Source organism: Streptomyces sp. NPDC059785, assembly GCF_042732375.1.
Lineage (GTDB): Bacteria > Actinomycetota > Actinomycetes > Streptomycetales > Streptomycetaceae > Streptomyces.
In genome coordinates this window covers 83,189-95,249 of record NZ_JBHWHV010000010.1, presented here as the reverse complement: position 1 = coordinate 95,249, position 12,061 = coordinate 83,189, and the positions used below count along the sequence as shown (strand labels likewise).

Sequence of the window (12,061 nt, the reverse complement as noted above, 5' to 3'; positions counted from 1 at the left end):
CCGGTGCCTGCTCACGGTGCCTGCTCACGCGTGGTGGGCGCGGACCCGGCGGCGGTGGGCCTGCATCGCCGCCGTGTACACGTCCGCGGTGGCGGCGGCGGCCGTGTCCCAGCCGAAGTCGCGCGCGTGCAGGGCCGCGGCGGCGCCCATCCGGGTGGACAGCCCGGCGTCGTCCGCGAAATCGCGCAGCACGCGCGCGTAGGCGGCCGGTTCGTGCCCGTCCACCAGGAAGCCGGTCCGCCCGTCGCGCACGGCCACCGGCAGCCCGCCGACCGAGGCCGCCAGCACCGGCGTACCGGTCGCCTGCGCCTCGATGGCGACCAGGCCGAAGGACTCGCTGTACGACGGCATGACCAGCACGGACGCGGCCCGGAACCAGTCGGCGAGCTGGTCCTGGTCGACGGGTGGCCGAAAGCGTACGACGTCGGCGATGCCCAGCCGGGCCGCGAGTTTCTGCAACCCCTCGGGCTTCGCCAGGCCGCTGCCGCTGGGGCCGCCCACCACGGGGACCACGATGTTCGAGCGGAGTTCGGGGCGTTCGTCCAGGAGCACGGCCACCGCGCGCAGCAGGACGTCCGGTGCCTTGAGGGGCTGTATGCGGCCCGCGAAGAGCGGGACCAGGGCGTCCTGCGGGAGTCCGAGGCGGTCGCGGGCGGCGGCGCGGCCGTCGGCCGGGCGGAAGCGGTCGAGGTTGACCCCGGGGTGGACGACGGCGATCTTGCCGCGTTCGGCCTCGTAGTGGCGGGCGAGTTCGTCGGCCTCTTCGGTGGTGTTGGCGATCAGCCGCGACGCGGCCCGTACGATCTGCGTCTCGCCGATGACGCGGGCCGCCGGTTCCGGGGTGTCGCCCTCGGCCAGGGCGGCGTTCTTGACCTTGGCCATCGTGTGCATCGCGTGCACCAGGGGGGCGCCCCAGCGTTCGGCGGCGAGCCAGCCGACGTGCCCGGAGAGCCAGTAGTGCGAGTGCACGAGGTCGTAGTAGCCGGGACGGTGTCCTGCCCATGCCTGCATGACGCCGTGCGTGAAGGCGCACAGCTGGGCGGGCAGCTCCTCCTTGGCCAGGCCCTCGTAGGGGCCCGCGTCGACGTGCCGTACGAGGACGCCGGGAGCCAGTTCCACGCTGGGCGGGAGGGCGCCGGTCGTCGCGCGCGTGAAGATCTCCACCTCGATGTTGATCGCGGCGAGTCGCTGGGCCAGCTCGACGATGTAGACGTTCATGCCGCCGGCGTCGCCGGTTCCCGGCTGGTGCAGCGGCGAGGTGTGCACCGAGAGCATCGCGACGCGGCGGGGCCTGCGGTGCAGCCGGAGCCGTGAGGGAGCCGCCGGGGAGCGACGCCCGAGCCTGCTGACGTACTGGCTCATGTGGCGTTTCCTCCTTGCTGCGGGCAGGCCGTCCGGAGGGCGCACAGGCCCTTCCAAGACAACGAACGCCGGAGTGGCCTGCTCCATTTCCTCTTTGCCGAATCATTGCCGATGATCGCTCAACCGTTCGATGGCTGGGTGCGTACGCCCGGCGCCTCCGGCAGTCCGGGTACCCCGTGAGAAGCCGGATGCGCATGGGGCGGGGGCTGCCCACAGGCCGGATACGCGCGGCGCGGCGGGTTGTCCACAGGCTGTATCCACAGGCCGGACGGGGGCGGCTCCGCCCGCATACCCTCGTACGCATGACAAGTCGCGCCGCGTCCCTCCCCCTCGCCCGGCTCCGCCCGGGCGGCGGGAGTGCCGTCGTGGGCACGGTGACGCGGGGGACGACGAACCCCAACCGCCTGCGCCGCATGGACCGCTGGATCGCCGCGGTGCACGGCCGGGAGCTGCGCCGCGCCGCCGACCCGGTGGCGGTCGACCTCGGGTACGGGGCCGCGCCCTGGACCGCGGTCGAGCTGCTGGCCCGGCTGCGTGCCGCCGCGCCGCGCACCCGCGTGGTGGGCGTGGAGATCGAGCAGAGCCGGGTGGCGGCGGCGAAGCCCTACGAGCGGGACGGCTTGGTCTTCCGGCGCGGCGGCTTCGAGATACCGGTCGCGGAGCCGCTGTCGCTGATCCGCGCCGCGAACGTGCTGCGCCAGTACGACGAGGACCGGGTGGCCGCGGCGTGGGAGCTGATGCGCGCGCGGCTGGCGCCCGCCGATCCGGCGACGGGTTCCGGGGGCGGCCTGCTGGTGGAGGGCACCTGCGACGAGATCGGCAGACGGCACGTGTGGGTCGCGCTCGGCCCCGAGGGTCCGCGCACGGTCACGTTCGCCACCCGCCTCAGCTCCCTGGACCGCCCGTCGGACCTCGCCGAGCGGCTCCCGAAGGCGCTCATCCACCGCAACGTCCCGGGGGAACCGGTGCACGCGTTCCTGCGCGACTTCGACCGCGCCTGGGCGGCCGCCGCGCCGTACGCGTCGTACGGCGCGCGGCAGCGCTGGATACGGACGGTCCGCTCGCTGACCGCCGACTGGCCGGTGACGGACGGGCCGGCCCGCTGGCGGCAGGGCGAAGTGACCGTGCGCTGGGAGGCGTTGGCGCCCGGGACCTGACACCGGTCCGGGCGGGACACCAGTCGGGACACCAGTCGGGACACCGGTCGGCACCTGGCACCCGGCCGGACCTCGCGTCGGCCCGAACGGGGCAGCAGGGAACGTTCTCGATGAGTCGTTCGTCACACAGGCGGGCGGCTCGCCTTGGCGGACCTGGGAGCGGGGAAGGGGGAAGGGAGTCGTTGACCGCCTCTGTCGCATTGCGCGTCGACATGGCACGATCCCCCAGACGTCCGTAAGTTACTGACGGTAAGTCAGGTCTGAGCCGGTCTGTTCATCCGGCTCTGATCATCTGGTCTGTGCATCTGGTCTGTGCATCTGGTCTGTGCATCTGGTCTGTGCATCTGGTCTGTGCATCTGGTTCTGTGCATCGGGTTTGGGGGCGAATGATGGGATCCGGCAAGCGGAGCCTGACCACGGCGGCCGTGGCCCTGGTCTGCGCGGTCACCGTGTTGAGCGCACCGGGCATGGCGTACGCGAGTCCGGCGAAGCCGGCACCGTCCCCGACGCCGACCCCCACACCCACCCCCTCGGCGTCCGCCGGGTCGTCCGGCGCCGCGTCCGGTGACGGTACGGACCTCGAGGCCGTGCGCCTGAAACTGGACAAGCTCTACCGCGAGGCCGCCACCGCCACAGAGGCGTACAACGCGGCCGAGGAGAAGACCGAGAAGCAGTCCGCCCAGGTCGTCGAGCTGGCCCGGGAGATCGTCAAGGGCCAGGCCAGGCTGGAGGCGCTGGAGGACCGCGCGGGCGCGGCGGCCCGCGCCCAGTACCGCGGCGGCGGTCTGCCCCCGGAGGCGCGCCTCTGGCTGAGCGACAACCCGCAGGAGTACCTGGAGGGCGCGGGACGGGTGCGCCAGGGCGAGCACGCGGCCAGCGGTCTGCTCGCCGAGATGGCGCGCACCCAGAAGGACTTGGCGCAGTACACCAAGGACGCCTCTGCGCAGTGGCAGCACCTGGAGGACAACCGCAAGAAGAAGGCCGCCGCCAAGAAGAAGATCAAGGAGCGGATCGCCGCCGCCGAGAAGCTGGAGTCGCAGCTCGAGAAGGACGAGAAGAAGCGGCTGGCCAAGCTGGAGGAGGACGCGGCCTACAAGGCGCAGACGGCGTGGCTGAGTTCCGGCATCCTCAAGGAGATCAACGGCAGGGCCTCCGCGCAGGGCAGGAAGGCCGTGGAGTACGCGACGGCGCAGATCGGCAAGCCGTACGAGTGGGGCGCCGAGGGCCCGAAGACGTACGACTGCTCGGGGCTGACGTCGCAGGCGTGGGCGTCCGCCGGGCGGACCATCCCGCGCACCTCGCAGGAGCAGTGGAAGCAGCTCCCGCACGTCGCCGTCGAGGACATGCGCCCCGGCGACCTCATCATCTACTTCGACGACGCCACCCACGTCGGGATGTACATAGGAAACGGCGCGATCGTGCACGCCCCGCGCCCGGGACGCACGGTGACGATCGCGGGCGCGGGCTCGATGCCGATCCTGGGGGTCGTACGGCCCGACAAGTGACGTACGGGGCCTCCCGGAACACGGGAGCTTGTTCCGGTACGGGTGGCAGCGTGCGTGGCGTGATCTGCCGCACGTGGGGCGCATCACGTCCGCCCGGGTCCGCCGGCCGCGCGGACGTGACCTTCGTCATCCGGCCAGGTTCTACGGTGTCCAAATGCGGTGGGTGACGCGGCATATGACGGTGGCCGTTTACCGCGGGCCATTCCGTTGCGGCGCCGGCTACCGCTATGGTCCCCGGGTCGAGGACCCACGCCCCGGCAGAGCCCTCGGGGGGAGGGAAGGAAACCTACAACGATGCCCGTACCCGTACCGCGGCAGAGACCGGTCCCGGCCGTGGAAAACGATCAGGGTCGAGCCATGTCCGCACCGGACGGCAGTCTGTCCGGTCCCCAGCCCGGCCCGCTGTCCGACACACCGTCCGGCAGCCGATCCGGCGCACCGTCCGGCAGCAGGTCCGACCTCCCGTCCGGCACCCCGTCCGCGAGCGTCGCGAACGAACCGAGCGGACCGAGCGGACCGAGCAGGTCGAACGCACCGAGCAGGCCGAGCACGACGGTTGCTGGACCGACCGGACCCGGCAGGACGGCTGCTGGACCGACCGGACCCGGCGGACCGGTGCGCGGCACCACGGCGCCCGCCGAGGCCGCCACCAGCCTCACCCTGCTGGTGATCGAGGACGACCCGGCGTCCGCGCTCAGCGTGCCCGAGATGCTGGACTCGACGGGCAAGCCGATCCGCATCCGCACCGCGCGCAACCTCACCGAGGCCGAGCGGCTGCTCACCGACGACGTGCACTGCATCCTGCTCGACCTGACGCTGCCGGCCCCGGGCCGGTCCGACGACTCCAGCGACGAGCTGGCCACGCTCAAGCACGTGCTGCGGCTCGCGCCCCGGCACGCCGTGCTCGCGCTCACCGGTTCCGACGACACCGAGGGCGGCGCCGAGGCGGTGCGCGTGGGCGCCCAGGACTATCTGCTCCGCGAGGAGCTGGACAGCCGGCTGCTGAGCCGGGCGATCCGGTACGCCGTGGAGCGCAAGCGCTCCGAGACGGCCGAGCGCCGGCTGACCGAGTCCCGGCTGCGCGCCCAGGAGAACGCCCGTCTGGAGCGCGGGCTGCTGCCCACGCCGCTCCTGGAGGGTTCCTCGCTGCGCTTCGCCGCCCGCTACCGTCCGGGCCGCTCCCGCGCCCTGCTCGGCGGCGACTTCTACGACACCGTGCGCACGCCCGACGGCACCGTGCACGCCATGATCGGCGACGTCTGCGGGCACGGCCCGGACGAGGCGGCGCTCGGCGTGGAACTGCGCATCGCCTGGCGGGCGCTGACGCTCGCGGGCCTGTGCGGCGACGAACTGCTCTCGACCCTCCAGCAGGTCCTGGAGCACGAACGCGACAACGACGAGATCTTCGCGACGCTCTGCACGGTGGACATCGCCCCGGACGGCCGCCGGGCCGGACTGTGTCTGGCGGGCCACCCGTCCCCGCTGATCGCCCGACCCGGCCATCCGGCGGAGCTGCTGCCGTACGAGAACGGCGGTCCGGCGCTCGGTCTGCTGCCTCAGGCCCGCTGGCCGCGGACGCAGGTGGAGCTGGGCCCCGCCTGGAGCCTGATGCTCTACACCGACGGCCTGATCGAGGGCCGGGTCGGCGACACCGGGGAGCGGCTCGGCCAGGAGGGCATGGTCGACCTCGTACGCCGCCACCTCGGCGAGGGGCTGCGGGGCGAGGAGCTGATCGGCGCGACCGTGCGCGAGGTCAGGAACCTCAACGGCGGTGAGCTGACGGACGACGTGGCGGTACTGCTGCTGGACCGCGATTCCTGAACGCCCGAGCGCCCGAGCGCTTGAGCGCTTGAGCGTTTTCACGTTTGAGCGTTTTCACGTTTGAGCGCTTGAGCGTCTGAACGCCTGAGCCGACGTCCCGGCCGGACGATCCCGGCCGGCCAGGAACCGGCGCACGGCCTCGGTCGAAGCCGGTCCCGGTCGGTCAGCGGCCGCCGTTGTAGGGGCCGTACGGGCCGTCGCTGCTGGAGCCGCGGCGACCACGGCCGCCACCGCCTCCGGAGACCTGCCGCACCGCGGGCCTGACGTCCACGATGTAGACGATGCTTGCGATGACGCCGATGATCGGCAGGAACGACAGGATCGAGAAGAAGTAGCTCACCACCAGGGCGAGGCCCAGGATGATCAGCCAGAAGGGCTTGGTCTGCTTGTCCGCCGCGCGGAAGGCGTCCTCCCGGCGGAAGGCCGCGTCGAACAGCCCGAAGGCGGCGAGGGCCATCAGGACGATCTTCAGCAGTCCCAAGAACCCTGCGAAGCCCAACATCAGCATGGAGCCCACCGCCCGTTCCCTTCCGATATCTGTGCGGCAACCGTACCCGTGAATCGGGCCGGACACCCCAAGGGTGCCCGGCCCGGACGCGCCCCGGACGTCAGCCCGGCGAGATCCGCCTCACGTCGGCCCGGCGGAATCCGCCGTACCTCGGCCCGGCGGTACCGTCTCACTTCGCGGACGGCGCGGTCTTCTTCGCGGCGGGCTTCTTGGCCGGGGCCTTCTTCGCCGCGGGCTTCTTGGCGGCCGCGGTGGCGGCGGTGGCCGTAGCGGGCTTCTCCGCCACCGTGACCTCGCCCTCGCCCGGCCCGGCCTTCGGCTCGACGGCCACGGCCAGTTCCTCGATCTCCTCGGCCGCCTCGCCGCGCCAGGTCCTCACGGCCTGCTCGCCGTGCTCGGCGACCTTCTCGTAGGTCTCGCGGGCCTTCACGGCGTACTCGGCGGCGACGCCGACACCGCGCAGGGCGAGGTCCTGGGCGGACTCGCCGATCTTCTTGAGGTCGGTGTCCAGGCTGCCGAGGAATTCGTTCATCCTGGCCTGAAGGTTCTCCTGCGCCTCCTTGGCGCGGGCGGTGGCCTTCTCCTGGACGGCGTTCGGGTCGATGTGCCGCACGGAATCGATGCGCGCGGGCGCCTCGGTGCGGATCTGCTCCACGAGACCGGGGACCTTCCTGGCCTGCTGGACGGCCAGGTCGGCGGTGCCGGCCAGGAAGTACAGCGGGGTCGGGTCGGTAGCAGCCTTGCGGATGTCGTCGGTGATGGCCATGAGGATGGTCCTCCCGGATTGGCTTTCGACTGAGGGTTTGGGCGGTCCGCTGCGAGCGGGCCGGCCTGCCGTGCTAACTGGCCGACTCCTGCGGGCCGGCGTCGCTGCCGCCGTCGCCTTCGGCCGTACGGGGGCCACGGCGGACGGCGTCCTGCGGGTCCGGTATGTCCTGCGAGCCGGGTGCGTCGGGCAGGTCCGGGACGGGCCCGGCGCCCGGGGCCGGCCGCACGCCGGTCTCCCGGGCGTCCTTCCGGACGTCCTCGGCGGCCGTCACGATCTCGAACCCGTTCTCCTTGCGGAAGGACTCGTAGATCTGGAGCAGCACCTGCTTCTGCCGCTCGTTGAGCGTCGGGTCGGCGAGGATGACGGCGCGCGTCTCCACCTCGTCCCGGTCCCGCTCGGCGTCGAGGATCCCCGCTCGCACGTACAGCGTCTCGGCGGAGATGCGCAGGGCCTTGGCGACCTGCTGCAACACCTCCGCGCTCGGCTTGCGCAGCCCGCGCTCGATCTGGCTCAGATACGGATTGGACACCCCGGCGGCATCAGCGAGCTGCCTGAGCGAGAGCTGCGCGCTGCGCCGCTGCTCGCGCAGGTACTCACCGAGATTGCCGACGTTGAGCGATGCCATGCCTTCACCATGCCGCAGACTCGCTAACTTTTGCAAGCGGCTGCTTGCAAAAGTGCGCCACGCCACTGCGGAACAGAGCGGGCGGCCGGGATGCAGCGGTCGGCCGGACCGGAGCGGCCAGTCGGAACGGAGCGGGCCGTTGACCTTCACCTAGGGGCAGCCCGCAGCATCGGTGAGGCCGGGCGATGGGCCCGGCACGAGGAGGGACGGGCATGGAGCTGCTGACCATCGGGGCGTTCGCGAAGGCGTCCCGGCTGTCGCCGAAGGCGCTGCGGCTCTACGACGAGCTCGGCCTGCTGACTCCCGCCCGCGTCGACCCGGTGACCGGCTACCGCCGCTACGCGCCGGAACAGCTGGAGCGGGCCCGGCTGGTCGCCTGGCTCCGGCGGCTCGGGATGCCGCTCGCCCGTATCCAGCGGGTCTGCGCACTGGAGGCGGGTCCGGCGGCCGAGGAGATCCGCGCGTTCTGGGCCCGGGTCGAAGCCGACACCGCCGCACGGCGGGACCTGGCCGCCTTCCTCATCGGCCATCTTTCCTGGAAGGACCCCGCCATGTCTCCGACCGCCACTCCCCTGGGCATCCGTTACGCGGCCCTCTCCGACACCGGCCTCGTCCGCGAGAGCAACCAGGACACCGCCTACGCCGGGTCCCGCCTGCTCGCCGTCGCCGACGGCTACGGCGGCGCCGGCGCCCCCGCGAGCGCCGCCGCCGTCGACGCGCTCAAGCGCCTCGAGACGGACGGCATCCCGGCGGGCGATCTGCTCAACGTCCTCGAAGACGCGGTCGACGCGGCCAGGCGGGCCGTGCACGACGCCTCCGGAGCCGGCGCCTGTGCCGACGACGCCGGGACCACGCTCACCGCGATGTACTGGACCGGATCGCAGCTGGCCCTCGTCCACATCGGCGACTCGCGCGTCCATCTCCTGAGGGAGGGGGAGCTGTTCCAGATCACCCACGACCACACCATGGTGCAGTCGATGGTCGACGAAGGACGGCTCACGCCGGAAGAGGCCGCCTCCCACCCACAGCGGTCCCTGCTGGTCCGTGCGCTGGCCCGAGGGGCCGATTCCACGCCCGACATGCGCCTGCACGACGCCCGGCGGGGAGACCGCTACCTGCTCTGCTCCGACGGCCTCCCGACCGTCGTACCGGCCGACGAGATCCGCCGGGTGCTCGCCGGGACCGCCGGGCCCGAGCGGGCCGTCCGCGAACTCGTCGCCCTCGCCAACCGCTCCGGCGGCCCCGACAACGTCAGCTGCGTGGTCGCCGACGTCGTGGACCTGCCGTAGCCGAAGCGCGCGCCGAAGCGGTCAGGAATCGAGAAGTGCCGCCGGGCGGCCCCTGGCTAGCGTGAACGGCATGACCAGTCAGGGAAACACCCAGGGAATCAAGACCGTGCTGCACCCCGTCGCCGATCTGGCGAAGGCCAAGGAGGTGTACGCCGCCCTGCTCGGCGTGGCACCGACCACCGACAGCGACTACTACGTCGGTTTCGAGACCGCGGGCCAGCAGATCGGGCTCGTACCGGCCGGTTCGCCGCAGGCCCCCGCCGCGCCGCTGGCCTACTGGCACGTGCCGGACATCGAGGCGAAGCTCGCCGAGGTGACCGCCGTGGGCGCCACCGTGCGGGAGGCGGCGCACGACGTCGGCGGCGGCCGTCTGGTGGCCACCGTCACCGACCTCGACGGCAACGTCCTCGGACTGCTCCAGGACCGGTAGGCGAGTCCGCCCGCACCCGCACAGCAAAGCGACGGACAAACAGCCACTCATCTGCTTGAGTCAGGCGACGCCGACGGGACCGCCGCGGGGGCGGTCCCGCCCGACAGATGGAGACGAAGAGCATGGCCAGCACGGACACCGACCCGCGGTCGCCTGCGCCGCACGCCGCCGACAGCCACGACCTGATCCGGGTGCACGGAGCCCGCGAGAACAACCTCAAGGACGTCAGCATCGCCATCCCGAAGCGGCGGCTGACGGTGTTCACCGGTGTCTCCGGATCCGGCAAGAGCTCGCTGGTGTTCGACACGATCGCCGCCGAGTCGCAGCGGCTGATCAACGAGACGTACAGCGCTTTCGTACAGGGATTCATGCCGACGCCCGCCCGGCCCGAGGCCGACGTGCTCGACGGGCTGACGACCGTGATCACCGTGGACCAGCAGCGGATGGGCGCCGACCCCCGCTCCACGGTCGGCACCGCCACCGACACCAACGCGATGCTGCGCATCCTCTTCAGCCGGCTCGGCAAACCGTACATCGGCCCGCCCGGCGCGTTCGCCTTCAACGTGCCGTCGGTCTCGGCGTCCGGCGCGATCACCGTCGAGCGCGGCGCCAAGAAAGCGGTGAAGGCGACGTTCCAGCGCACCGGCGGCATGTGCACGCGCTGCGAGGGCCGGGGCTCGGTCTCCGACATCGACCTGGCCGAGCTGTACGACGACAGCAAGTCGATCAACGAGGGCGCGTTCACGATCCCCGGCTACACCGGAGGCGGCTGGAACTCGCGGCTCTACGCCGAGTCCGGCTTCTACGACCCGGACAAGCCGATCCGCGAGTTCACCGAGCGTGAGCTGCACGACCTGCTGCACCGCGAGCCGACCAAGATGAAGATCGCGGGCATCAACATGACGTACGAAGGGCTGGTCCCGCGGGTCCAGAAGTCGATGCTCGCCAAGGACAAGGAGGCGATGCAGCCGCACATCCGGGCGTTCGTGGAGCGGGCGGTCGCCTTCGCCACCTGCCCCGAGTGCGAGGGCACCCGGCTCAGCGAGGGGGCCAGGTCGTCGAAGGTCGAGGGCATCTCCATCGCGGACGCCTGCGCGATGGAGATCAGGGACCTCGCCGAGTGGGTGCGCGGCCTCGTGGAGCCCTCGGTGGCGCCGCTGCTCGGCGCGCTCCAGCAGACCCTCGACTCGTTCGTGGAGATCGGCCTCGGCTATCTCGCGCTCGACCGCCCCGCGGGCACCCTCTCGGGCGGCGAGGCGCAGCGCGTCAAGATGATCCGCCACCTCGGCTCCTCGCTCACCGACGTCACGTACGTCTTCGACGAGCCCACCGCGGGCCTGCACCCGCACGACATCCGGCGGATGAACGACCTGCTGCTGCGGCTGCGGGACAAGGGCAACACGGTGCTCGTCGTGGAGCACAAGCCGGAGGTCATCGCGATCGCCGACCACGTCGTGGACCTCGGGCCCGGTGCCGGTACGGCGGGCGGCACGGTCTGCTTCGAGGGCACCGTCGAAGGGCTGCGCAAAGGCGGCACGATCACCGGCCGGCACTTCGACGACCGGGCCGCGCTGAAGAAGACGGTCCGCGAGCCCACCGGCACGCTGGAGATCCGCGGCGCGTCCACGCACAACCTGCGAGACGTCGACGTGGACATCCCGCTCGGTGTGCTGGCCGTGGTCACCGGCGTCGCGGGCTCCGGCAAGAGTTCGCTGGTGCACGGGGCGCTGCCGGGCCGGTCGAAGGCGGCGGGCGCGGGTGTGGTGTCGGTCGACCAGACGCCGATCCGCGGGTCGCGGCGCAGCAACCCGGCGACGTACACGGGGCTGCTGGAGCCGATCCGCAAGGCGTTCGCCAAGGCCAACGGGGTGAAGCCGGCGCTGTTCAGCGCCAATTCCGAGGGTGCCTGCCCGACCTGCAACGGCGCGGGTGTCGTCTTCACCGATCTGGCGATGATGGCCGGGGTCTCGTCCCCGTGCGAGGACTGCGAGGGGAAGCGGTACCAGGCGTCGGTGCTCGAATACCGCCTGGGCGGACGCGACATCAGCGAGGTGCTGGCGATGCCGGTGACCGAGGCCCTTGAGTTCTTCGGCGCGGGCGAGGCGCACACCCCGGCCGCGCACCGCATTCTCGGCCTGCTCGCCGACGTCGGTCTCGGCTACCTCAGCCTCGGGCAGCCGCTGACCACGCTGTCCGGCGGCGAGCGGCAGCGGCTGAAGCTGGCGACCCACATGACGGAGAAGGGCGGCGACCGGCTCGTCTACGTGCTGGACGAGCCGACCAACGGTCTGCACCTCGCCGACGTCGAGCAACTGCTCGGCCTGCTCGACCGGCTGGTGGACTCCGGCCGCTCGGTCATCGTGGTCGAGCACCACCAGGCGGTCATGGCGCACGCCGACTGGATCATCGACCTCGGCCCCGGCGCGGGCCACGACGGCGGCAGGATCGTCTACGAGGGAACCCCGGCCGACCTCGTCGCGGCCCCCTCCACGCTCACCGGCGAACACCTCGCGGAGTACGTCGGCGTCCGGCCGTAACTCCGTTGCGGCGACGGCCGGCCGGGCATTACGGTGCCGCGTATGACTGCCGGGTCGG

General features: G+C 72.0%; 10 protein-coding genes. 6 read left to right on the top strand and 4 right to left on the bottom strand.

The features are described 5' to 3' along the window. Positions 1–24 precede the first annotated feature (24 nt). On the bottom strand, positions 25–1,362 hold the full coding sequence (mshA, locus tag ACFV6E_RS10385) for a D-inositol-3-phosphate glycosyltransferase (RefSeq protein ID WP_385161114.1): 1,338 nt from the start codon (positions 1,360–1,362) through the stop codon (positions 25–27). 365 nt (positions 1,363–1,727) lie between these two features. Between mshA and ACFV6E_RS10380 the strand changes: the two genes are divergently transcribed. From ACFV6E_RS10380 to ACFV6E_RS10370, 3 genes are all read left to right on the top strand, one after another. Beyond that, entirely contained in the window at positions 1,728–2,519 is a 792-nt protein-coding gene (locus ACFV6E_RS10380) for a class I SAM-dependent methyltransferase (RefSeq protein WP_385161171.1), read from the top strand. 389 nt (positions 2,520–2,908) lie between these two features. Then, positions 2,909–4,024, top strand: a complete 1,116-nt coding sequence (locus tag ACFV6E_RS10375; protein ID WP_385460445.1) for an NlpC/P60 family protein — start codon at positions 2,909–2,911, stop codon at positions 4,022–4,024. Between the two features lie 294 nt (positions 4,025–4,318). Next, positions 4,319–5,845, top strand: a complete 1,527-nt coding sequence (locus tag ACFV6E_RS10370) for a SpoIIE family protein phosphatase (RefSeq protein WP_385460443.1) — start codon at positions 4,319–4,321, stop codon at positions 5,843–5,845. A 163-nt stretch (positions 5,846–6,008) separates the two neighbouring features. Here the strand turns inward: ACFV6E_RS10370 and ACFV6E_RS10365 are convergent, their stop codons facing one another. From ACFV6E_RS10365 to ACFV6E_RS10355, 3 genes are all read right to left on the bottom strand, one after another. After that, positions 6,009–6,353 (bottom strand): DUF2516 family protein, encoded by a 345-nt coding sequence (locus ACFV6E_RS10365; RefSeq protein WP_385161118.1) that lies wholly within the window; start codon positions 6,351–6,353, stop codon positions 6,009–6,011. Positions 6,354–6,522: 169 nt separating this feature from the next. Beyond that, positions 6,523–7,119: a hypothetical protein gene (locus ACFV6E_RS10360; RefSeq protein WP_385161120.1), complete on the bottom strand. Its 597-nt coding sequence runs from the start codon at positions 7,117–7,119 to the stop codon at positions 6,523–6,525. A 73-nt stretch (positions 7,120–7,192) separates the two neighbouring features. Continuing rightward, a complete protein-coding gene (locus ACFV6E_RS10355; protein ID WP_385460440.1) occupies positions 7,193–7,747 on the bottom strand; it encodes a helix-turn-helix domain-containing protein in 555 nt (184 codons plus the stop codon). Positions 7,748–7,959: 212 nt separating this feature from the next. Here ACFV6E_RS10355 and ACFV6E_RS10350 point away from each other — a divergent pair, with 212 nt between their 5' ends. The 3 genes from ACFV6E_RS10350 to ACFV6E_RS10340 all read left to right on the top strand — a co-directional run bounded on the left by ACFV6E_RS10350 (position 7,960) and on the right by ACFV6E_RS10340 (position 12,003). Beyond that, positions 7,960–9,036 (top strand): MerR family transcriptional regulator, encoded by a 1,077-nt coding sequence (locus ACFV6E_RS10350; protein WP_385161124.1) that lies wholly within the window; start codon positions 7,960–7,962, stop codon positions 9,034–9,036. Positions 9,037–9,106: 70 nt separating this feature from the next. Then, entirely contained in the window at positions 9,107–9,466 is a 360-nt protein-coding gene (locus tag ACFV6E_RS10345) for a VOC family protein (protein WP_385161126.1), read from the top strand. Between the two features lie 122 nt (positions 9,467–9,588). Further along, positions 9,589–12,003 carry an ATP-binding cassette domain-containing protein gene (locus tag ACFV6E_RS10340; protein ID WP_385460437.1) on the top strand — a complete coding sequence of 805 codons (2,415 nt, stop codon included), beginning with the start codon at positions 9,589–9,591 and terminating at the stop codon, positions 12,001–12,003. Positions 12,004–12,061 lie beyond the last annotated feature (58 nt).